This window comes from Adlercreutzia sp. ZJ473 (assembly GCF_013185065.1).
Taxonomy (GTDB): Bacteria; Actinomycetota; Coriobacteriia; order Coriobacteriales; family Eggerthellaceae; genus CAAEEV01.
Window position 1 is genome coordinate 1 of record NZ_JAAVTO010000029.1, and the last position, 21,868, is coordinate 21,868.

The window sequence follows — 21,868 nt, forward strand, 5'->3', positions numbered from 1 at the left end:
CTCTGCGCGATCGCAGTACTCTATCCAGAAGAGCTTGACCGGGAGCTTCCGGTTCTTCTTCTTGCGCTCGACGAGCGGCGCCATGTCCTGCTGCAAGTATGCATCGTTGGGCTCCCGCTCCTCCTTCGGGAAGAACAGCTCGTCGATGGCGTCGGCATCCATGGAGCTGACAGCGTCGAAGGTCAGGCGGTGCTCCCTGATCGCCCTGGCCCCGGCCGACACGTCGCGCTTGCTGACGTGCAGCGCGGCGGCGATGTCGGACTGGCTCGCCCCTCCCTTGGCGAGCATCATGAGGATCTTCTTGTTCTTTGACATAGGCATCGAGCCCCTTTCCGTCAGGGCATCCCGAATTGGATGCTCGTCACGGAATTCTATGCTCGACAAATGCGGTACCGGGTGTGTTTATGCGCGGTACCAGTTCAGTTGATCGGCGGTACCAAGGTTTGTTGATTGCTGGTACCAATCAGGTTTACTAGCCAGCGAGGGAGCGCGTCGTCTTCCCGCCTTCGACGCTACACGTCCAGACCCACGTCGCCCCTCGCCCGGCGCGGCACGCCCTCCCGAGGACGTAGCGCAGCCTCGATGTTCCTGCGCGCGGTCACGAACTCGCGGAGCTGGTATCGGGCCTCGCAGAAGCTCTCGTAGCGCTCGTTGCGAAGGGCCTGCAGCGCTTCCTTGCGCGACTTCAGATCATCCATGCTCGGAACCTCGCCGCCGGGAAACAAGCCCTTCAGCTCCCTTTGCGCCCTCATGAACGCGTCGAGCTCCCTGCGGTGCGCGGAGTAGAACCTCTGCTTGTCGGTGCACCTTCGGTACTGGTCCACGACACGCTTGTTGCCGAAGTACGCGCCACGCGCCCTGATCGCGCGATTGACCGAGCTGAGCTCGGCGTCAACGTCTGCAAGCGCCTTGCGCGCAGCGTCGCGTACGTCCTGCGCGAAATCGCAGGAGCGATTCAAGTCCTCGAGGGAGCTGATTCCGCTCTCTTGGACGAAGGCGATCGTCTTGGCCAAGCGCCGAACGTTCGACACGCGCACCTTGCGCGCATACGCCGGAGACCGCATGGCCTTCTGAGCTGCCTCCAGCTCGACCAGCAGGCCGAGCCGCTCGCGCGTCTCGCCATGCTCGATCCTCGATTGAATGGCCTCGGCGATCACGGGCCACTCGTAGTCCAGGCCGAGCTGACGCCCTTTGATCTGACGTGCGTCATCCGGGTGCTTGTAGTAGATCCTCCCGTTGCTCAGCACGCATCCAAGCCCGTACTTCTCGTCCAGGATCCCTGCGAAGGTGCCGAAGTCCACGGCTGTCGCGGTCGCGTCGCGCACGGCCTTTCGGACGTAGGCCTTGCGCGTGAGCACGCCGTCGGGCTTTCGCGAAAGATCACCGGTATCCTTCGCGGCAGACGCGACCCGCTTCGCCGACAGGTGGCGCCCAGACCAGTACTCCCTCTCCGTCACGCGATCGGCCTTCGCAGGAGACAGGAGGTCGACCTGGTGGAGGCCGCGTCGCTGGCACATGTCCATGACGGCCTGCTTGAGCTCGGCGATGAACTTGTCGCTGGCCTGGTGCTTGCAGCCAGCCCTCCAAAGCCAGCTCTTGCCCTGCATCCAGCCGCGCTCCGGCTCGTCTTTGATGCGCAGGGAGTTGAGGACGATGTGCGTGTGGATGTTGCCGGACCCCTCCGAGCCGTCCGGGTGGGTGAAGACGACGCACTGGTGCCCGCCGAACCACTCCTTCGCCAGCGCCAGCGACATGGCCTGCGCCTCTTGCGGGGTCAGGCCGACCTCGACGTCGCGCGGGTCGTAGGAGATGATGTAGTGGTGGGCCTTGATCTCGTCCTTGCCCTGGTTCTTCCCGTGCTGCCTGTTGGAGATCCTGCACTCGGCGGCGAACGAGAGCGGCTCGCAGTTTACGCCGTCCATGTAGAACTCCTCGCGGAGGATCGGGTTGCCCTCATCGTCCCTGACCGCCCTGCCGGTCACCTCGTCATGTTGGAAGACGAGGTAGTCGATCGCGCCCTGGTAGTTTCCCGAGTGGTTCGCGAGGTGCTTAACGACGGCCATTCGGAACGCCTCCGGCAACCCTCGACAGCTCCGAGCAGAGCCCGTGGATCTCAGTCAGCTGCCTGCGCAGGCGCAGCTCGAGGTCGTCGTCTATCCGCTTGCGCGAATTGCACAGGTGAACCGCTTGGTTGAGGTTGTTGCCGACGCGGGAGAGCTCCCGCAGGACCGGCACCACCTGCGAGGCGTCCAGGACGATCTCGTGCTTGACGACGACGCTTCGGCCGTCGATGACCTGGCGGACGTACCCGCCCACGCTGACGCCCTGCCTCCGCGCCTCGCCAACGAGCGCCTGGTACTGCGACTCGGTCAGCGAGACGTTGACCGTGCGGGTTTTCCGCAACTCGGGGTCCTTCGGTTTTCGAGCCAAATCAGCCTCCTTCGAATGGCAATTTACATTGCCTGAAGGACAGCCTCGCTCAGATTTGGAACGTTTTTCTTCTCCTGGGCGCGTATCGCGACCAACTCTTCTGGAGGTGTCAGGATCCCTCCTGACGAGATCTTCCTGCAAATGAAAAGCACCCCGGAGGGTGCTTGAAATTCATTAATTGGCAGGAAGAAGAATCTCGCTCCACACTCAAACTTTCCTGAAACGTACGGCTGCACAGACGAGCCCAGAAACAAAGCGTGTTAGGTAGCTGACTTCTCTTCTGCGGGGCTGCACTTAGGATCAGTCCCTCCGGAACAGATCTCGGGTGTAGACCTTGGCCTCCACGTCGCCGAGCTCGGGGCTCCAGCGGTTGGCGACGATCAAATCGCAGCGCCGCTTGAACGTCCCCAAGTCGTGGGTGACCTCACTGCCGAAGAGCTCGGGAGCGTCAAGCATCGGCTCATACACCACAACAGGAATACCCTTAGCCTTAACGCGCTTCATGATGCCCTGGATGGAACTAGCACGGAAATTATCAGAGCCTGATTTCATGGTGAGGCGATAGATACCCACTACCGGTTTTTCAACTCCTGCATAGACTAGCTTCCATACCTGGTCTACCACCTCTTCGGCAATATAGTCTTTACGGGTACGGTTGGCCTCTACTATGGCCTCAATCAAGTTTTGAGGAACATCCTTGTAGTTAGCAAGTAATTGCTTGGTGTCTTTAGGTAGGCAATATCCTCCATAGCCAAAAGAAGGGTTGTTGTAATGGCTTCCAATGCGAGGGTCATAGCCTACCCCTTCAATGATTTGACTGGCATCAAGACCTCGCACACTGGCATAGGTATCAAGTTCGTTGAAATAAGATACGCGAAGAGCAAGGTAGGTATTGGCAAAGAGCTTTACCGCCTCAGCTTCAGTTGCTCGCATGATAAGAGTGGGAATACTATCGCGTGAATCTTGTGCCCCTTCAGCTAAGAGTGACACGAACTTGGTTGCTGCTGTTTCAAGCTCACCAATGTAGGAACTCTCAGAAGGAACACCAACGATAATGCGAGAAGGGTGCAAGTTGTCGTAGAGCGCATGGCCTTCTCGCAAAAACTCAGGACTAAAAAGAAAACGAGCAGATGGATAGCGCTCGCACAAAGACTTGGTATAACCAACAGGTACCGTGGACTTTATAACCATAACCGCTGTTGGATTTACTTTGAGTACTAGCTCTATGACTTGTTCGACATAGCGAGTATCAAAGAAGTTACGTTCTGTGTCATAGTTGGTAGGTGTTGCTATGACGACTATCTCAGATTCCCTATAGGCTTGCTCCCCATCCAAGGTAGGATGCAAATCAAGATCTTTGTTAGCCAGGAAGTCTTCAATCTCAGCATCGGCGATGGGGCTTTGTTTGTTCCGTAATAGTTCAATTTTTTCAGGTACTACATCTACCGCATAAACAAAGTTGTTCTGTGACAGTAATACTGCCAAAGAAAGACCGACATAACCCGTTCCCGCTACAGCGATTTTCATAAGTTCTTTTCCTTCTCTTCAGTTTTCAAAGTGCAAATAAAAGCCACCTTGTTTTGGCACTCCTTTCAACGACCTAGAGAATTACCTCTGAAATATGAACACCAAAAAAGCTGTTTTCAGAATAATGAGTCTTTTATACTGGCTAGAAGCGGATGCCTCTCATCCTTCTCACTCAGCACTACCTTGGCAAGATCGAAGACATCGTCCCCCTGCATGGCAGGCCATTTGATCCCTATAGCAGGATCGTTCCACATAAGACCACCCTCGTCATTGGGATGATAGACGTCATCGCACTTGTAGCAGAACTCTGCAGTGTCTGAGAGAACCAAGAATCCATGAGCAAAGCCGCGAGGAATAAAGAATTGACGTCTGTTTTCGGAGGAGAGGTTCACACCCTCCCATTTGCCATAGGTAAGGCTGTCCCGTCTCAGGTCAACCGCAACATCAAAGACCTCACCAGAGACAACGCGTACCAACTTTGCTTGAGGATGGTTGATTTGAAAGTGAAGACCACGAAGAACGCCTTTAGTAGAGCTTGATTGGTTATCCTGTACGAAGTCACAGGTGATACCGCCTGCCTCAAAATCAGGCTTCTTGTAAGTTTCCATGAAGCAGCCACGCTCGTCCCCATAGGATTTAACGTCTACTATGATTACTCCCTCAATAGAGGTTTCAGTAAAGGTAAAATTACCGTTTGTAATTTGGTTTCCTTGCGCCATGATTCTTACCCCCTACTGACCGTTCTTTGCATACTTGATTTCAGTAGCCTCCTTGACAGGACGCCACCAGTCTTCGTTATCGCGATACCATTGGATGGTGTCTGCTAGTCCTTGAGCAAAGTCAGTGTGCTTGGGTTGCCAGCCAAGTTCGGTCATAAGCTTGGTGGAATCGATGGCATAGCGCCTGTCATGTCCGGGACGATCTTTCACCCAGTCAAAGTCATCTTGAGATTTGCCCATGGCTTCAAGAATTGAGTGCAATACTTCGAGATTATTCTTCTCGCCATTAGCGCCAATTAAGTACGTCTCTCCGATACGACCTTTGGTAAGGATGGTCCACACAGCGCTGGAGTGATCTTCGGTGTGAATCCAATCGCGAACATTAAGGCCATCTCCGTAGAGTTTAGGTTTAATACCGCATAAGATATTGGTAATTTGCCGGGGGATAAACTTCTCTACGTGTTGGTAGGGTCCGTAGTTGTTGGAGCAGTTAGATATTGTGGCTTTTACTCCAAAGGTACGATGCCAGGCTCTTACCAATAAGTCACTAGCAGCTTTAGTAGAACTGTAAGGAGAGCTGGGATGATAGGGAGTCTCTTCAGTAAACTTAGCTGGATCATCTAAGGCAAGATCGCCATAGACTTCATCAGTCGATACATGATGGAAGCGCTTATCATACTTCCTGCAGGCCTCTAGTAACCGATAGGTTCCCTCAACATTGGTCTTTAAGAAAGGTTCGGGGTTAGCAATGGAGTTATCATTGTGGGATTCTGCTGCATAGTGAACTACGGCATCCACTTGAGGAACAAGTCTATCCAGCAGTTTTGTGTCACAGATATCCCCTACAACTAGCTCTACCCTATCTGTTGGCAGGCCTTCAATATTTTTAGGATTGCCTGCATAAGTGAGTTTATCTAACACGATGACATTGCAGTCAGTGTTGCTCACTACCCAGTGAACGAAGCTAGATCCAATAAAGCCACAGCCTCCAGTGACTAATAGGGATCGAGGATTAAACGAGTCTGTCATATCGTATCGTGCCTCTCTTCAGTTTTCAAAGGACCACAGTGATTCATATAAGGAAAAGTGTTTGGAACGTTATCCTTCTAGTTCAGGTAGATGTTGTAAGTAGCTATCCAGTGCTTCTTGCCAGGGACGCATTTCGTTGCCGACCGTATCTGTTAAGCGCTGGTTTTTAAGAGCACTATAGTGGGGTCTGTTGGCAGATTCAGGATTAGCTTGTTTGTATTGCATACTGCTAACAGGAACTACGTTGCAGGATAGATTTGACTTTTCCATAATGCGGGCAGCAAGCTCAGCCCACGAGCAGGTGCCTTCATTGGTTACGTGATAGATTCCGTAAGCATCAGTTAATGCAATCTTTAAGATCTCATAGGCTAGATCATTAGCTGAAGTAGGATTACCCAACTGATCATTTACTACCGTTACTTCATCTAAACGCCTGCCAAGGCTACGCATGGTCTTGACGAAATTCTTGCCAACGTATCCATAGAGCCAGGCACTACGGCAAATAAAAGTCCTTGGATTAGCAGCAAGCGCAAACTGCTCTCCTGCAAGCTTGGTTCTACCATAGGCAGATATAGGACCTGTTACATCGGTCTCTACACGTTCGCCTGGAGTGTCTCCTGGAAAGACATAGTCGGTAGAGACATGGACAAACTTAGCTCCTTGTATAGCGCAGTTCTTAGCAAGGTTCTTAGGACCGAGTGCATTTACCTTGTAGGCTGTTTTTTCATCAGTCTCACAACCGTCGACATCAGTAATAGCTGCGCAGTTGATAACTAAATCATAAGCATGGGTATCCATCCATTGGCTTACTGCAATAGGATCTGAGATATCAAGCTCGTCGCAATCAACGTAGTCGGCCATTGCGCCCAGATAGTTGACAGGAATAGGACCAACTTCTGCCTTCATGGTACTGAGGCAGCGTTTGAGTTCGTTGCCAAGCTGACCACGAGAACCTGTAATAAGAATTCTCATAAGTAGTCCTTCTTTAACTTACCTGGTTGCGATTTACCCCAGGCACGATTTGCCCTTCAGAGACTTTCCGTAAATGCCTGCCATAGACTGATTTGCCGTATTGAGAAGCTGCCTCTATAAGCTCATCTTTTGAGATCCAGCCATTCTCAAAAGCAATCTCTTCAGGAACACTAACAGGCAAGTCTTGACTACGTTCAACTGAACGCACGAACTCACCTGCCTCGAACAATGACTCCATGGTACCAGTGTCTAACCAAGCAAAACCACGACCTAAAGTGACAACGTTCAAGGACCCATCTCCCAAATACATTTGATTTAAGGTGGTGATCTCCAACTCACCACGTGCACTTGGTTTAACTAGTTTTGCCATCTCGCACACTCTGGAGTCATAGAAGTAAAGCCCCGTTACGGCATAGTTTGATTTAGGATGCTCTGGCTTCTCTTCAATAGATACTGCATTGAAGTCTTTATCAAACTCAACAACCCCGAAGCGTTCTGGGTCATCAACATGATATCCAAAAACAGTAGCTCCCCCTTGTGCTTCGGCCCGCTCTACTGCTGCACGAAGACGTTTCTTTAATCCATTACCAAAAAAGATATTGTCACCTAAAACAAGTGCGCAAGGCTCACCCGAGATGAACTCTTCTCCAATGAGAAAAGCTTGAGCAAGACCGTCAGGTGAAGGTTGTTCAGCATAAGAAAAGCTCACACCAAAACGTGAACCATCACCTAAAAGTCGTTTAAAGTTAGGAAGATCAGTAGGAGTAGAGATAACTAAAATTTCTCTAATGCCTGCCAACATCAGAACTGATAGCGGATAGTAGATCATCGGCTTGTCGTAGATCGGCAAAAGCTGTTTGCTCGTTACACTGGTGAGTGGATATAAACGACTACCACTGCCACCCGCAAGAACAATGCCTTTCATAGTTGTTTCCACCTCTCAATAGCGCTAACACAGATTGACAAAATCAAAGATCTTCTATTTGTATCTACAAGAATCCACGCACAATAAGCCGCGAGGAAAACAACAAATCCAGCTAAACAGTCCAGTGCTAAAGAGCAGAGAAGAAAGATCATCGAGACAAGAAGATTACCGATAAAACTCTTGATATACTTTTGGTTCAGCTTATGAGCAAAATACCGTTCTGATATTGCACTTCTGCAAACAATAGCCAACACTCCACCCAGCACCACCGCAAAAGGGGAACCAATTACTAAAGACCCCAATAAAGAAAAACCCGCGCTCAAACCACAAGCGAACACATTAACTCCAAGAAGCCTTGTCTCTTCTCTTAGAACCTTAAAATACGTCGTTGAGAGAATTGACATACGCCCATCAAACACGCATAACGGCAACAAAACCGGAAGAATTAGCATAGACTCCGAATAATCCGGTAGCCACCATGAAACGACAATGAATATAGGGAAATAAAGAAAAAATGTTAGAGGAAGCAATACGTCCAATCCTTGCTGCAACCTCTGATATATAGCCGATATGTTTTTCTCTTGTCTTAGAGCCGGAAACAAGACCATAGACACCTGATTAATGAAAGATAGAGAAAATGTCGAAAGAGAGATAGCTAACGAATATATACTGAAGGTTTCTATACCCCAAGTACCTTCAATAGTAAACTGCGCTATTCCTAGGATTAGGCTGCTAGCTAAATTCGCTAACATCAACTTACACCCAGCTTTTACATCTGCTACAGATCTTTTGATGCAGGTTTTTAATGTAGGCATTCTTTTTGTAGCAAGAAAATCGCGAAAATTGAATAGATTAAAAACAAAAGCAATAATCTGAGACAAGATATAAAAGACAACAAAGGCCTTGAAAGAGTCTGCCTTAAATAGAACAAGAATAACAATACTTAAAAAGAATGCACTACGATTTATCACTATAGAATACGAGTATAGCCTCGTTTCATCCATTGCTTGAAATATATATCCCATAAAATTGGCAAGATTATTAACCACGAGCAAGATTGCTACTGAGCAAAGAACAAACACTCTCTCTGTGTCTTCGATAAAAACAAATGACGTAAAAGCAATAATGATACCCAAACACATTTGCGTTGCAGATTCAAGGAGAAATTGCCCTTTGGCCTCCCTTTTGTCTACCTCGCTTCTTGGAGTGCCGCCTAAGCGCAAATACACGCCATCATTAAATCCGAAATGACCAAAGCCAACATAACTTGCGTACAGAAGAAATAGTTGCCAATATCCATAGTCAGCAACTCCTAGTATTTTTGGCATCAGGAAAGACACTGATGCCATTACTAGAAAGGAAATACCCTGAGAGAACAGAGCGATAGCAACGTTTTTGGTAATACGGTTTAAGGACATAGCTAAAAGCTCTGTAATTGATTCCTAGCTAAGAACTTGCACACTACTGCAATAATCAAAAAGGCAGCGATATAGGTTCCGTATATCCAAGGCGAAATAATAAAGGAATAGAGATAGAAATACAGAATCGCGGAGTATGCAACCTCAACTATTGGACTCGTTTCTCTTCCTCGATATATCAATTGACACAGTGCACCCTCTACAAAACCCAAAATCAACATAAAGAGAAGTCCTCCACAAAACCCATAATCAAGAATGAGTCCGCGAAAGGCACTGAAAACATTGCCGTGCCCAGATGCAAGAACCGTATAAACTCCACCTATACGAGACACAAATCCTAGTTGAACAAAAGGGGCCATAAACGTATTGAGACCAAATTCATAATTTGAAACAGAATACTTAGAGGCCCAATAATCAAAATTCCAAACTTCTCCGAATAAGTATACTGAATACTTATCAAGCGCTGCCTGAACAGCCCATGAATCAAAAGAGCCAAATCTCAGTAAAAAAGTAAGATAGAATAGGAATAATAGAGCAATGGCAACGATTGCGCCTAGAATGAATCTTCTTGCAGTCACCTCAGGAAGACGTTTGTGAATTGAAAAATACCTGGCAAAATAAAAGCAAATCCACAGCATCGCAGACCCAATAAAGCCCGCTTTGCCGCTCGTTGTTAGCATAAGCAAAGTTATGGGAATTAAAGTACATAAGCACAGTGCTCGTTCTGATCTTTTTTGCGTATGGTTAAATAAATACCCACCTATCCCGGCTGCAGCATAAACAAAGCAGACCAGTATTTGAGACGCTATCCCAGATGACTTTGTTCCCAAATAGCGTTCTGCGCTAATAGAAGAGGTCATATCAAGAGTAGATGAAACGCTCGCAAAAGACGAGAATGAAATACCATACGTTGATGCCTGTATAAGAAAGTAGGCCAATCCAAGCGAAATAAATGATACCAATACCATTATTTCGTCTATTTTCAAACCAAGTCTCTTGTTGGCTCCTAGCCCAATAGCAGCATTTTGACAGCAACCTTGCTTAAAGAATGCTTGCTTTCCGATGAGATATCCCAATAACGTACATACCAGCATGCCAAAAAGCCATAGAGGACCCACCATGTTCCATGGCAAATCTTCAGCTGCAAAAGAACCAACTATACTGACCATCCAAACAAAACAAAAAATATTAATTGGTTGTAGCCAAGTTCCAGTTATACGCCTTGCTATAAAACACAGCAGGCCCAATAAGAAAGTGACAAGAATCAGCATGAATTCTCGCCCTTTAGAATTTTTTCATAAACATAAATATTGGAGTCTTTAAGCTGAGTGTTAATATCATCTAAGAATTTCATTGATCCATCTTGTTTATGGACAACCCGAATCGATGGACAATATAAGACTCGAACGCCATTTTTAGCTGAATTCCAGGCTAGAAGACCTTCTTCCGCAAATAAAAAAATGCCTTCATCGAAAACAGGATATAGCGCTTCTATTGCAGACAACGAAAAAACGATGAAGCTACCATGAGGCTGATAGACTGTTTTATTCTCCCTGTGACAACCTAAAGCAAACAATTCTCGAATTATCTTATTTGCACAAACCCCTAAACACAGCAACAATCTGCTTTCGTTTTTAAAGCCTAGATAGATTAGGCGTTCGGCCAACTTGCTTCTCTTAGCAATCATTGGGTTTTGTCTTTTTCCAGATAACGTTCTTATATCTGGTGCAAGAATACTTTTTTCCAAAGGATTAAACCCATTCAAAGAGAATTCTTCAATCACCGTATCTGGATTTGACACAACAAGCCATTGAAAAGCATACTCTGAAACAGCATGGGTTATTCCGACATTGTTCCCATAGCCGTATCCCCTATTTTCAACGCTTAAGAAATCAGCTCCATACTGATTTGCTAAACGCTGGAACTCATTTTCGGACACATCGTCATAGTAGCTATTCACGATTACGATATGGAATGTATAGTTATGGATTTTTTGAACAGTAGATTCAAGAAATGTCTCTAGATCTTTTGTGTTTCGATAAGTTAGCACTATAAAGACAACGTCATAGGACTCGGGCAAAATACATCACAACCGATCATTCATTATTGAGTCAATCACCGTAGAGTCACCAAATATTTCTGGTGAATCGTACGGTCTATCCGGAAAAGCATCAAAGTCTATGTCTAATTCGTATCCTTTTGATTCAATGTAGTCAGATACATATTCCCCCAAGGCAACAGAAGTGCCGCTACAGACATTAATTATCCCCGTATACTTTTCCTGTCCAACAATTGCAACAATTTGACGAGCTGCTTCCGTAATAGAAAGAAAGTCATATTTGTTCTTTCCTGAATTTAAAGGAAAAGAGCAATCCCCCCTTTTTGCCGCTTGGTCTATTTTTGCAAATATAGACTGAGCTCTACTATTATCACCAACAAGATAATAGCCTCTCAGCCAAAATAACCGTGTCTGAGAATTCTGGCATATAATCTCCGCCAGCTCACGCAAGGCATTCTTTGAGACACCATAAAAAGACATGGGATTGCATGGTGTAGCGCTGTCAACTTTTCCCTCCCAATAACCAATCTCATGCATGGAGCCCATAACTGCAATCTTTTTAACGTTTCTATCAACAGCTCGACGTAGTAGATCAACATGTAGGGGCAAATCTTCTATATGCGAAAAATGGGAGTGATTGAACCCGTTACGCCATGCGAGGTGAATCAAAACATCAGACACCTCTAAAAGATCATCTATTTCACCAAAAACATCACGAGCAAAAAAACTAGCTTTCGGATCTAAATCCTCTTTGGACCTATCGACAGCAATAACTCGATAATCCGCGCGTATCAGCTCGTCCACAACATGACGACCAATATAGCCATTTGCCCCCGTTACTAAAACTACTTCGCCTTTGCTCATAGATGCTCCTACAATAAATAGTTAGCGTTTATAGAATAAACATCAGGAATGCCCTTGGAGTTTCGTCTCCACCGCTTTGGTGCAACGATTATTTTTTGAGGGTAAGCACTTAGATATGCGCCCCACCATGAAAAAGTGCTATTTGCTATAACAAATTGCTTACAAGAGTAAAGCGCTCTCAACGACTCATGAGCGTTCAGACCCTCTACATACACGACTTCGAAAGGAAAAACAAAGGACTGTCTTACATGATCCAGATCATCTGAAAAAACAAAAAATTTTGCGTTGTCAACTAAAGTGTTAACCAGACGCATTCCGCGATAGTAGTATTCAGGATCACATACATCTAAGTTTGTTCCTTTATAACCATGACCGCAACGAATGCTGACTCCAACAGGGTTCTCGCAAGAGCATATCGCTCTAAGGTATTCAGATTCGAGGGATTTGATCGGCAACGATACCCTAAACTCCTCTCGTATCTGCTTTTCGACGGACTCGAAATGAGTAGCGCCCTGAAAATACCCGTAAACATATCTGATCTCTCTATCAGAAACGGGTGGCTTATAGTAATAGGCGTCGAAATTGAAATAAAAGCCTTGATTTGCAAACCAATCAAATACTCTTTCGCCAATACAGTCAGTATTATTTGCAGTTCTGATGATTTTTTGCAATCCTCTATAGAGCTTCTGTGCCATCCGTGCCCTTCGATATTCTCGTTTCTCAAGTGGAAAATCGTTTATCATTCGGGTTTCAGGGATAGAAAGGCCATCTAATCCATAATCTCGTATTCCATAAGACTCAAAAGAACCTAGATCAAATACAATATCGTCATCATTGAGCAACTTGGAAAGACTCAGGGCATACGCATACTGGAACATTTGGTTTCCCAAGCCACCTATTAAACGCACAACAATCATTTATCGATATGCCTTATCCATTGATTGCTGGCGGAGTCCCATCTCTTTATTACACGCACAGGATTGCCAACCGCGATAGAACAGGGGGGGATATCTTTATTCACTACAGAGCCCGCTCCTATAATGGAGTTATATCCTATTCTTACCCCAGGAAGTACAACAACGTTTTCGCCTATCCAACAGTTATCTTCAATAGCAACAGGAGCAGTAATTAAAGGCTGCTGCGAGTATCCCTCATCGCAGCAATACATGCCATGATTCTCTGTCGTAATCAAGATATACGAAGCTGCAAGAACGTTATTACCTATACAGCAATCATCTGCCACTAGAAATCTACAATCATCACCAAACATGGTATTGTCTCCGATAGTTAAACTGGGAGACAAAGATTCCCCACCATGCCTGTCATAGCAGTAAAGTCTGCATCTTTTTCCCAGCGATATATTTTTCCCGAATGCAACATACTTAGGCCTGCGGCAACTAAAATCTTTACCGATCACCAAACCTGACCCATGCTGAATCGCAATCGTACTTGGAACGTGTCGCAGTGATGAAACAAGTGCTTTAATCACCCTTTTTATATCCATGTACAACTCTCTCCATACATATCCAATTTACAATCATCACCTTTTAAAAGTCTTGATGATTGCCCAAGAAAGAATCGCCAAGGTACTCTTCAAAAACCCTATCGATTCAACATCGTGATATAGCCTCCACTGATAAGCTAATAGCTTTCTTTTATCTGCGGACAAAGAATTCCGCCTCATCCTATAGCGAGCCAGTACCTCTGGCATCCCATATGCTTTGTGGCCATCTCGGCTTATGCGCAACCACAAAGCAAAATCATTACGCTTTTTTATATCTGGCGCATAGTACTTCCCAATGGAATTGCAATCATAAATAACCGTACTATTTCCTATTGGATTGCCGCTAAAAAGAATTTGGTTGTAACCTGCTACTTTATATGGCATAGCCACAGAAATAAGTTTGGAAAAATCTTCATTTCGCTTTTCGTACGCAGTGCACGAAAAAACCGCCCCCCGTAAACGCATGAATTCTATTTGCGTTTCCAGTTTGTTAGGCATCCAGTAATCATCACTATCAATAAAGGCAATATATCTACCTCTTGAATTTTGTATGCAAAGATTTCTCGAGGCCGCAACACCCAAGTTATCAACATTTTGAAAGAGTCGTATTCTTGAATCCTTGAGACATAACTCCTTAATCGCCGCCACAGATCCATCCGTAGAGCAATCATCGCAAATTAGCAACTCAAGGTTTCCGTATGTCTGGGCGAGAACAGAATCGATAGCAGCGCGAATGTAACGCTCACAGTTAAATGAGGGCATTATCACTGAAACAAGATCGTTGCTTGAAGCGTCTACTAACAACTACCGTGCTCCTTCGTGAGTAAACAAAACTCGGATTGTTTTGCAGATAAGTTCCCAATCCAGAGCAAAGCTGCAATCTTTAATGTATTTCAAATCGAAAACGATCTTCTCTTCAGGTAAAAGGTCGTAGCCGCCATTTACCTGGGCCAGACCCGTGATGCCGGGCTTAACCATCATGCGCTGGGAGAAGCCGTGGATGTACTTCTCGAACTCCCCGTAGAACACCGCACGCTCGGGACGAGGGCCTATGAGCGAGAGGTCCCCCTTCACGACCGACCAGAACTGGGGCAGCTCGTCAAGCCGGTTTGCCCTGATCTTCTTTCCTATGGGAGTGACGCGAGGGTCGTCTCCTTCGGCCCACTGCGCGCCGCGCTCCTCGGCGTCGACGTACATGCTGCGGAACTTGACGATGGTGATGGGCCTGCCGCCCAGACCCAGACGCTCCTGTTTGTAGAAGACGGGACCGGGAGAGTCCTTCTTGATCTTGTAGGCGATGACGGCCATGGGAATCGCGCACACGACGAGCGCGCAGGAGCAGCTCGCTATATCGAAGACGCGCTTCGCGAAGCGGTACAGGTAGCGCTTGGGCAGCTCGTCCGGGTCGATCTTCTCGAGCTCGACCACGCGCGTGGTGTCGACGAGCTTGGCGACCGTTTCTGCAACGGCGGGGTCAACTTCGTCGTTGTAGTTGGCGTGGGGCAGGACGTCTCCCGCATGCCGCCGCTCTGCAGTGTCGGAGCAGACAACCGCACCACCCTCAATAGCTAAATCAGCTTGGTCATCGAACCTGTCGGCAAAAGCCGGGGATGCGATCTCGAAGCTGACGATCGCAGGCCGCCTGGCCGAGGCGGAGTTCCTTTCGTCAACGACCGTCATGCAAGCGCCGCAGCTGACGCGGCGGGCAAAACAGACCCGCGTCCCTTTCTACCAAATGCGCATTTGGATTTTCTCGGAACCAGCTTGTATCCGTTGTCTAGCTGGGCTTTCAGGGTGTTCAGCAAGCAACTTCCGAAGTTGTGCCTAATTATGACTTGTTCGACGCGCTCCTGCGCGTAGATCGCGGGACCCGGGGACTCCGACTTTATCCTGAGCGCCACCGCCGCCATGGGGAGCGCGAGGACGACGAGCGCCAGCCCGCACGCGCACACGTCGAACGCGCGCTTCACGGCGCGGTACCCCAGGCCGCCCGCGACATGCGGCTCCTCGAGCACGACCACGTCATCGCCCGGCAGGAGCCTCCCCAGCACGTCGGCGGGGATGCCCCCCTCGCGCAGGCCCGGCTCGTGCCTGCCGGCCGCGTCGGCCGCAGCCGCGGCCCTGCGCTCCTCGGGCGTGACGCAGGCCTCATCGACTTGCAGGGCGTAGCTCATGCGCGGGCCCCCGCGCCCTGCCGGGCATGTCGGATCTGCTGGGTCAATTGACCTAGCAGATCATCCGGACGCGAGGCGCGAGGCGCGCCCGAGATGACTCGATGTCCCGAATCAGGGACAGAAACGCACTCGCAGGCCGCGCCACCCGCGCCATCGGCCCCCGACTTCCTGAAATCGGCCTTTTCGGAAGTTCGCGAAGCTCGCCGGCTGCCCAGCTGCCTGACTGCCCAGCCGGCGCTCGCTTGCCTGACTGACCGTCTCGTCTATTCCGGCGCCTTCTCTTCTTGCATGCTGCAGATTCGCTTCGAGGCTTCTAGGATTGCATCGTATCGAAGAAGTCATGCAACGAGATCAACAGCGAGGTGTTCTCAATGAAGGCAGATATCGAGAAACGAGCGGGGAAGGCGAGCTCCGCCAGAAGAGGTGGCATGTCAGAGAAAGGCAGGGCGTCCGCCGAGGAGGAAGGCGGCGCGTCGAAAGAGGGCAGGGCGCTTGCAGAAGGAGAGGGTGGGACACCTGTCAAGGAAGCAGACAGCGTGCTGGAGATGGACGGCGCATCCGCCGCCCAAGCAAACAGCGCCCCCATCAACATGGGCAGCTACGAGCGCTTCCTCCGGGATCAGGGCTTGGCGCCGGGCACGGTGCGCCTTTACGTCAGGGTGGCGTCGGACTACCTGAGGGAGTTCGGCAGCCCCAGCCGCGAGGGCGCGAGCCGCTATCGCGACGAGCTTGTCGGCAGGTGCAAGCCGGCTACGGTCAACCTGCGGGTGAACGCCCTGAATCGCTTCCTCGCGTACGAGGGCATGCCCGAGTGCAGGGTCGGCTGCGTGCAGGTCCAGCGGCGCAGCTACCTCGAGGGCGTGATCAGCGCGGGGGAGTGCCAGCGGCTCGGGCGCATGCTGCTCGAGCACGGTCACATGACGTACTACTTTGCGGTGAGGGTCTTGGCCTCGACCGGCCTTCGGGTGAGCGAGCTGCTGGAGCTGACCGCCCGGGACGTGCGCGCCGGCCACCTCGACGTGGTGTCCAAGGGCGGCAAGGCCAGGCGGGTGTTCATCCCGTCCTCGCTCTGCGCCGAGCTGGGGCGGTGGCTCGCGGAGGAGGGCCGTGTGGAGGGCTGCGTCTTTCTCAACGCGCGGGGAGAGCGCATCACCGCGCGCGGCCTGTCGGGCCAGCTCAAGGTGCTCGCGGAGCGCTACGGCATCGACCCTTCGGTGGTGTACCCGCACTCGTTTCGACACCTGTTCGCGCGCAGCTTCCTCGACGCGCGGGAGGACATCGCCCTCCTGGCCGACCTCATGGGACACTCGTCCATCGAGACGACGCGCATCTACCTGCGCCGCACCGCCTCCGAGCAACGCGCGGTGGTGGAGGAGGTGGTCACGTGGTGAGCGCGCGATCCGCGGCGCGAGCTACGAGTCCGCGGCGCGAGCCTGCGACGCTTCCCGCGCCAGGTCGCCTCAGCGCCGCGGCAGCGGAGGCGGGCGTCGCGTCATGCGCCGGGGCTGATGGCAAATCTTCCGAAGTCGCAAGCGAGCCATAAACATTTCTCCCAAAAGCATATAGAATTGGGATATAAATGACGAGCTTGGGAGAAAAGGCATGAGGGAATTCAGCTACGATAGCCTGAAAACGCGCACTTGGAGCAACGAGATCATCTCCTACGTGGCTCAGATTCATGAGTATCGGGGCAGACAGGAGCTGCTTCTTCGGCAGAAGCCCGTCGCACTCGGCAGGCTCATCGAGATCGCAAGGATCCAGAGCACGGAAGGATCCAACGGCATCGAGGGCATTCGAACCACCGCGCCGCGCCTGCGCCAGCTGGTTGCAGACAAGACCACTCCGCGGAACCGCGATGAGCGGGAGATCCTCGGATATCGCAACGTTCTGGACCTGGTGCATGAAAGCTATGAGTACATCCCCGTGCGGCCTAGCTACATACTGCAGCTCCACCGTGACCTGCTTCGCTTCACCGGCTTCTCGTTCGGTGGAAGATTCAAGTCTGCCCCCAACGAGATCGACGTCGTGCTTGGCGGCGGAGAGCGTGCCGCCCTGTTTGTTCCGCTTGCGCCTCATGAGGTGCCGGATGCCATGGAGGGCCTTTGCGATGCGTACGATCTCGCATTGCGCGAGGGGGTAGTGGATCCGCTCATCTTGATTCCGTGCTTCGTGCTGGACTTTCTCTGCATCCATCCCTTTGAAGACGGCAATGGTAGGATGAGCAGGCTTCTCACGTTGCTGCTCCTGTATCGAGCGGGCTATACGGTTGGGCGCTATGTCAGCATCGAGAAGGCCATAGCGAACACCAAGGAGGCATACTACGACGCTTTGGCGGCGGCGGATGCGGGCTGGCATGAGGGCGAAAACGACCCGAAGCCGTTCATAGAGTATATGCTGGGCGTGGTCCTCTCGTGCTATCGGGACTTGGAGGAGAGGGTCTCTGTGGTCGAGGCCGTAGGCGCGAGGAGCACCTCCTACGATGTTGTGCTGCGCTATGCGCAGGGCGTAATAGGCACGTTCTCGAAGCGCGATGCGTTGGAGGCATGCCCAACCTTGGGGAGCTCCTCGGTGGAGTCCGCGCTTAAGAGGCTGGTTGATGAGGGCGTGCTGGTCAGACTCGGATCTGGCAGGAGCACGCGCTATGTGAGGAGCGATGTCGTGAAGGAGGAGGTCGGGGGCCTTGCTCACCTCGCTCGCGGTGTATAATGCGCCCGGTAAGTTGGCTTTCGGGGTGAGCTGCGGGACTGAGGCTTGAGGCTTGGAGCCTAGAACGGTCTTGGGGCCCGGAAGCTGTATTTTGCGGTCTGGGGCCGAAGCGGGCCCTTGGGACTGGCGTCCAAGATGAAGGGGAGGATGCTTGTGGCGGTGAGCAAGCGCAATGACACGAACTCGACGCGGTTCGCGCCGGGGTCGGGCTTCACGGTCGAGGAGCGCAAGGTCGACGTCACCCAGCTGAGGGCGCACCCCTCCAACTCCTATTCCATGGACCCCGAGGCCATCGAGTCGCTCGCCGAGAACATCAAGGCGGTCGGGCTCATCCAGCCGCTCTACGTGCGCGAGGTCGAGGACGGCGGGCTGCAGATCCTCTCGGGCCACCGTCGCACCCGCGCGCTGCGCAAGCTCGCCGACGAGGACGACTCCTTCCGCATGGTCGACGCGCGCGTGGCCCGGGGCCTCTCAGACGCCGAGGCGCTTCTGATCCTGCACTCGGCCAACATCTTCCGCCCCGTCTCCAAAGACGAGCGCATCCGCCAGTCCGAGCAGCTCAAGGCCGAGGTGGCCGAGCTGCGCGCCGACCATCCCGAATGGCACGCCGTGCCCACCGACGACATCATCGCCGGCATGCTCGGCATGACCGCGAGCACCTACAAGCGCCAGACGCGCATCGCCAAGAAGCTCGTCCCCGAGCTCTACGAGCCCTATGAGCGCGGCGAGCTCGGCTCCATGACGGCGCTCGAGCTCGTCAAGCAGGAGCCGGGCTACCAGCGTGAGTTCGCGCGCGTGCTCAAGGAGAAGAAGCCGCGCGACAAGCGCGAGGCGGCGGTGGTGTTCGAGGAGTTCAGCGCCACGGTGGCCGACCTCATGGGCGAGCTCGACCGCGACGTCGCGCGCGTGGAGGCGACCCTGTTCAAGCTGCGCGACACGATGCGCCGCCGCGGCCAGCCCACCTACGTCGACCTCGAGCGCCTTGCGTCCGTGCGCGACAAGATCAGCGACATCCTCGAGGCGCGCGACGCGTAGGGCTTCTGGTAGAATCTCACCACTTGCTGGGCGAAGGCGTGGGAGGCAACGTGGCAGAAGAAGTGCGCGGAGGTATTGGGGTGACGGGGGATTGCGAACGGGAGCGCGCGGGCGCGCCCGGCTCCGGCAGCGCTGAGCTGGCCGAGCCCGCTTCTGGCGCCCCCGACCCCGACTTCGATGGCGCCCCCGGCGCCTCCGATCCCGTGTTCGCCGCCGAGCAGGCGCACCTCACGTCCACCTATGACGCGCTGGTACGCATGGCGCGTGAGCTGGTGGCCAAGATGGAGCGCACGGGGGAGCAGGCGGCGGCCGACAAGCTCTCCATGTCCGAGGAGCTCGCGCCCAACTTCGCCACCTACGCCGACGCCATGGAGACCTACGCCGACTTCGCGGCCATGAACCGCGTGATCGACGCGTACAACGTCTCGCAGAACCTCGACGCCGAGCGTCTCTCGAGCATCCGCCTGCTGCTGCGCCAGCCGTACTTCGCGAAGGTCGAGCTGCAGTACAAGCCGGGCGCCGCGCCGCGTGCGTTCTACCTGGGCGCGGCCGGGATCTCGGACGACAACTGCCGGCGCATGGTGGTCGACTGGCGCTCGCCCGTGGCTGAGGTGTACTACAATCAGGACAACGGGCCCACGTCCTACGTGGCCAACGGGCGCACCATCAACGTGGACCTCAAGCTGCGCCGCCAGTTCGACATCGCGGGCAGCCGCCTGAACGCCTACTTCGACACCACGGTGGCCATTCAGGACGCGCTGCTCCTCGCGTCGCTCTCGCAGCAGCGCAGCGCGCAGATGAAGGCCATCACGGCCACCATCCAGCGCGAGCAGAACCAGGTGGTGCGCCACGCCGACGTTCCCGCGCTGCTGGTGGGCGGCATCGCCGGCAGCGGCAAGACCAGCGTGCTCATGCAGCGCATCGCGTATCTGTTCTACCAGAACCGCGAGACGCTCGACGCGCGCGAGGTGTTCCTCGTCACGCCGAACGCGCTGTTCCGCCGCTACATCGAGAACGTGCTGCCCGACCTGGGGGAGCGCAACCCCGAGATCCTCACGTGGGACGAGTTCGCCGCCTCGCTCCTGCCGCCCGACCGCGGCACCGCGAGGACGCCCGTGCCGCCCGAGCTGTTCGACCGCATCGACGCGGCGCTGGAGGGCTTCGCGTTCGAGCCCGACGACTTCCGCGACGTGAGGGACGGCGGCGTGCGGTTCCTCACGGCGGCGCAGATCCGCCAGGTGTTCGACAAGTTCTCGAAGGCGACCGCCGGCCCGCACCAGGTGACGCTCGTGCGCGAGGAGCTGGTGCGGCGCGTGGAGGGCAGGCTGGCGCAGATGGCGGCGCGCGAGGAAGCGCAGGACGAGGTCGCGGCCCTGCCGCTTGACGAACAGCTGCGCCTGTTCGGCGAGGTGGTCGACCCGCAGGACGAGCGCGAGGCCGCGTCCTTCGCGCTGCGCTTTTTGCGCGAGCGCCACGCGGGCGTGCTCGCGGCCGTGGAGAACGACGAGTGGCTGCGCGTCGACCGCATCGGCATGCGCCTGCTGGGGACGACCGACCTCGCGCCCGCGACCTGGCTCTACCTCAAGATCGCGCTCACGGGCCTGGGGAACGCGCAGGCGAAGTACGTGATGGTCGACGAGGTGCAGGACTACACGGTGGCCCAGCTCCGGGTGCTCGCGCGCTACTTCCGCCGCGCGCACTTCCTGCTCCTCGGCGACGAGAACCAGGCGATCGCGGAGGGGACGGCGACGTTCGACGAGGTGCGGAAGGTGTTCGCGCAGGCGGCGGCGCGCGCGGGTAGCGGTTCGGTAGCGGGGACGGTCGCAGGCTGCGGCAACGTGTCGGCCGGCGTGGCCACCTGCCAGCTCATGACGAGCTACCGCTCGACGCCTGAGATCACCGCGCTGTTCGCAGGGCTGCTCCCCGAGGGCGACCGCGTGCGCGTGGCCTCGGTGCAGCGCGAGGACGCGGCGCCCGAGGTCGTCACGTGCGCGGACGAGGCCGCATGGGAGGAGGCGCTCGCGCGGGCGGTCGCGCAGGCGGGCGCTGACGTGCGAGAGCACGGCGGCCTCGCAGCCATAATCGCGCCGCACAAGGGCGAGGCGAAGAAGCTGGCGAAGCTGCTCGGAGCGACCGCCGGGGGAGCTGCGAATGAGGCCCCGCAGGCGGAAGGTGCTGCCGATGACCCCGCGAGTGAGGCCCCGCAGGCGGACGGTCCCGCCCCCGCTGCCTCCGTCACCCTCGTCGGCAAGGGCGACGCCCTTCCCGCGAGCGGCGTCATTCTCATCCCGCTGCAGCTGGCGAAGGGCCTCGAGTTCGACCACGTCATCATCCCCGACGCAAGCGAGCGAGCCTTCCCCGCAGGCGGCGGCCGCCTTGCGCGGAACCGCCTCTACACCACCGTCTCGCGCGCCACGCGCCGCATCACGCTGCTGTCGAAGGGCGGCCTCACGAGCCTGCTGCCGCGCCTGCGCGCGTAGCTCGCGCGCGCCGTCCCTTCGCCTCC

At 53.4% G+C, this 21,868-nt stretch carries 21 protein-coding genes; 4 read left to right on the plus strand and 17 right to left on the minus strand.

The genetic code is table 11. The features are described 5' to 3' along the window. From HRL41_RS06885 to HRL41_RS06965, 17 genes are all read right to left on the minus strand, one after another. A partial coding sequence (locus HRL41_RS06885) for a hypothetical protein (RefSeq protein ID WP_172136128.1) occupies positions 1–315 on the minus strand: 315 nt, incomplete at its 3' end. Between the two features lie 197 nt (positions 316–512). Continuing rightward, on the minus strand, positions 513–2,063 hold the full coding sequence (locus HRL41_RS06890; protein ID WP_172136129.1) for a relaxase/mobilization nuclease domain-containing protein: 1,551 nt from the start codon (positions 2,061–2,063) through the stop codon (positions 513–515). Further along, on the minus strand, positions 2,050–2,430 hold the full coding sequence (gene mobC, locus HRL41_RS06895) for a plasmid mobilization relaxosome protein MobC (protein WP_172136130.1): 381 nt from the start codon (positions 2,428–2,430) through the stop codon (positions 2,050–2,052). Before mobC ends, HRL41_RS06890 begins: the two co-directional genes overlap by 14 nt. Before the next feature lie 300 nt (positions 2,431–2,730). Then, entirely contained in the window at positions 2,731–3,957 is a 1,227-nt protein-coding gene (locus tag HRL41_RS06900) for a nucleotide sugar dehydrogenase (RefSeq protein WP_172136131.1), read from the minus strand. A gap of 116 nt (positions 3,958–4,073) precedes the next feature. Then, the gene (gene rfbC / locus HRL41_RS06905; RefSeq protein ID WP_172136132.1) at positions 4,074–4,676 is read right to left on the minus strand and encodes a dTDP-4-dehydrorhamnose 3,5-epimerase; all 603 of its coding nucleotides are present in this window, start codon (positions 4,674–4,676) and stop codon (positions 4,074–4,076) included. 12 nt (positions 4,677–4,688) lie between these two features. Beyond that, positions 4,689–5,705 carry a dTDP-glucose 4,6-dehydratase gene (gene rfbB, locus HRL41_RS06910; RefSeq protein ID WP_172136133.1) on the minus strand — a complete coding sequence of 339 codons (1,017 nt, stop codon included), beginning with the start codon at positions 5,703–5,705 and terminating at the stop codon, positions 4,689–4,691. Between the two features lie 69 nt (positions 5,706–5,774). Next, positions 5,775–6,677 (minus strand): dTDP-4-dehydrorhamnose reductase, encoded by a 903-nt coding sequence (gene rfbD, locus HRL41_RS06915; protein ID WP_172136134.1) that lies wholly within the window; start codon positions 6,675–6,677, stop codon positions 5,775–5,777. 13 nt (positions 6,678–6,690) lie between these two features. Beyond that, entirely contained in the window at positions 6,691–7,602 is a 912-nt protein-coding gene (gene rfbA / locus HRL41_RS06920; RefSeq protein WP_172136135.1) for a glucose-1-phosphate thymidylyltransferase RfbA, read from the minus strand. Then, complete coding sequence (locus tag HRL41_RS06925) at positions 7,599–8,951, minus strand: hypothetical protein (RefSeq protein ID WP_172136136.1); 1,353 nt, start codon at positions 8,949–8,951, stop codon at positions 7,599–7,601. Before HRL41_RS06925 ends, rfbA begins: the two co-directional genes overlap by 4 nt. Positions 8,952–9,022: 71 nt before the next feature. Then, positions 9,023–10,291, minus strand: a complete 1,269-nt coding sequence (locus tag HRL41_RS06930; protein WP_172136137.1) for an O-antigen polymerase — start codon at positions 10,289–10,291, stop codon at positions 9,023–9,025. Further along, the gene (locus HRL41_RS06935) at positions 10,285–10,980 is read right to left on the minus strand and encodes a hypothetical protein (protein WP_371808813.1); all 696 of its coding nucleotides are present in this window, start codon (positions 10,978–10,980) and stop codon (positions 10,285–10,287) included. The genes HRL41_RS06930 and HRL41_RS06935 overlap by 7 nt, the downstream gene beginning before the upstream one ends. A 126-nt stretch (positions 10,981–11,106) precedes the next feature. After that, positions 11,107–11,943 carry an NAD(P)-dependent oxidoreductase gene (locus HRL41_RS06940; protein WP_172136138.1) on the minus strand — a complete coding sequence of 279 codons (837 nt, stop codon included), beginning with the start codon at positions 11,941–11,943 and terminating at the stop codon, positions 11,107–11,109. Positions 11,944–11,951: 8 nt separating this feature from the next. Next, entirely contained in the window at positions 11,952–12,860 is a 909-nt protein-coding gene (locus tag HRL41_RS06945) for an alpha-1,2-fucosyltransferase (RefSeq protein ID WP_172136139.1), read from the minus strand. Continuing rightward, a complete protein-coding gene (locus tag HRL41_RS12335; protein ID WP_172136140.1) occupies positions 12,857–13,447 on the minus strand; it encodes a DapH/DapD/GlmU-related protein in 591 nt (196 codons plus the stop codon). Before HRL41_RS12335 ends, HRL41_RS06945 begins: the two co-directional genes overlap by 4 nt. A 36-nt stretch (positions 13,448–13,483) precedes the next feature. Further along, a complete protein-coding gene (locus HRL41_RS06955; RefSeq protein ID WP_172136141.1) occupies positions 13,484–14,251 on the minus strand; it encodes a glycosyltransferase family 2 protein in 768 nt (255 codons plus the stop codon). Beyond that, positions 14,252–15,127: a sugar transferase gene (locus tag HRL41_RS06960; RefSeq protein WP_172136142.1), complete on the minus strand. Its 876-nt coding sequence runs from the start codon at positions 15,125–15,127 to the stop codon at positions 14,252–14,254. Next, entirely contained in the window at positions 15,124–15,621 is a 498-nt protein-coding gene (locus HRL41_RS06965) for a sugar transferase (RefSeq protein ID WP_172136143.1), read from the minus strand. The genes HRL41_RS06960 and HRL41_RS06965 overlap by 4 nt, the downstream gene beginning before the upstream one ends. A 428-nt stretch (positions 15,622–16,049) precedes the next feature. Here HRL41_RS06965 and HRL41_RS06970 point away from each other — a divergent pair, with 428 nt between their 5' ends. The 4 genes from HRL41_RS06970 to HRL41_RS06985 all read left to right on the plus strand — a co-directional run bounded on the left by HRL41_RS06970 (position 16,050) and on the right by HRL41_RS06985 (position 21,842). Beyond that, positions 16,050–17,012, plus strand: coding sequence for a tyrosine-type recombinase/integrase (locus HRL41_RS06970; RefSeq protein ID WP_216662565.1), 963 nt, complete (start codon positions 16,050–16,052; stop codon positions 17,010–17,012). A 211-nt stretch (positions 17,013–17,223) separates the two neighbouring features. Then, positions 17,224–18,327, plus strand: a complete 1,104-nt coding sequence (locus tag HRL41_RS06975) for a Fic family protein (protein WP_172136144.1) — start codon at positions 17,224–17,226, stop codon at positions 18,325–18,327. Between the two features lie 159 nt (positions 18,328–18,486). Then, entirely contained in the window at positions 18,487–19,362 is an 876-nt protein-coding gene (locus HRL41_RS06980; protein ID WP_165173707.1) for a ParB/RepB/Spo0J family partition protein, read from the plus strand. Between the two features lie 50 nt (positions 19,363–19,412). After that, a complete protein-coding gene (locus tag HRL41_RS06985; RefSeq protein WP_371808814.1) occupies positions 19,413–21,842 on the plus strand; it encodes a UvrD-helicase domain-containing protein in 2,430 nt (809 codons plus the stop codon). Positions 21,843–21,868: the final 26 nt, after the last annotated feature.

Excerpts from the sequence above, each read along its gene's own strand:
- rfbD (WP_172136134.1), bottom strand. The coding sequence starts at position 6,677 with ATGAGAATTCTTATTACAGGTTCTCGTGGTCAGCTTGGCAACGAACTC.
- rfbB (WP_172136133.1), bottom strand. The coding sequence starts at position 5,705 with ATGACAGACTCGTTTAATCCTCGATCCCTATTAGTCACTGGAGGCTGT.
- HRL41_RS06945 (WP_172136139.1), bottom strand. The coding sequence starts at position 12,860 with ATGATTGTTGTGCGTTTAATAGGTGGCTTGGGAAACCAAATGTTCCAG.
- HRL41_RS06970 (WP_216662565.1), top strand. The coding sequence starts at position 16,050 with ATGTCAGAGAAAGGCAGGGCGTCCGCCGAGGAGGAAGGCGGCGCGTCG.
- HRL41_RS06940 (WP_172136138.1), bottom strand. The coding sequence starts at position 11,943 with ATGAGCAAAGGCGAAGTAGTTTTAGTAACGGGGGCAAATGGCTATATT.
- HRL41_RS12335 (WP_172136140.1), bottom strand. The coding sequence starts at position 13,447 with ATGGATATAAAAAGGGTGATTAAAGCACTTGTTTCATCACTGCGACAC.
- HRL41_RS06965 (WP_172136143.1), bottom strand. The coding sequence starts at position 15,621 with ATGAGCTACGCCCTGCAAGTCGATGAGGCCTGCGTCACGCCCGAGGAG.
- HRL41_RS06975 (WP_172136144.1), top strand. The coding sequence starts at position 17,224 with ATGAGGGAATTCAGCTACGATAGCCTGAAAACGCGCACTTGGAGCAAC.
- HRL41_RS06960 (WP_172136142.1), bottom strand. The coding sequence starts at position 15,127 with ATGACGGTCGTTGACGAAAGGAACTCCGCCTCGGCCAGGCGGCCTGCG.
- rfbC (WP_172136132.1), bottom strand. The coding sequence starts at position 4,676 with ATGGCGCAAGGAAACCAAATTACAAACGGTAATTTTACCTTTACTGAA.
- HRL41_RS06930 (WP_172136137.1), bottom strand. The coding sequence starts at position 10,291 with ATGCTGATTCTTGTCACTTTCTTATTGGGCCTGCTGTGTTTTATAGCA.
- HRL41_RS06900 (WP_172136131.1), bottom strand. The coding sequence starts at position 3,957 with ATGAAAATCGCTGTAGCGGGAACGGGTTATGTCGGTCTTTCTTTGGCA.
- rfbA (WP_172136135.1), bottom strand. The coding sequence starts at position 7,602 with ATGAAAGGCATTGTTCTTGCGGGTGGCAGTGGTAGTCGTTTATATCCA.
- HRL41_RS06890 (WP_172136129.1), bottom strand. The coding sequence starts at position 2,063 with ATGGCCGTCGTTAAGCACCTCGCGAACCACTCGGGAAACTACCAGGGC.
- HRL41_RS06925 (WP_172136136.1), bottom strand. The coding sequence starts at position 8,951 with ATGGCATCAGTGTCTTTCCTGATGCCAAAAATACTAGGAGTTGCTGAC.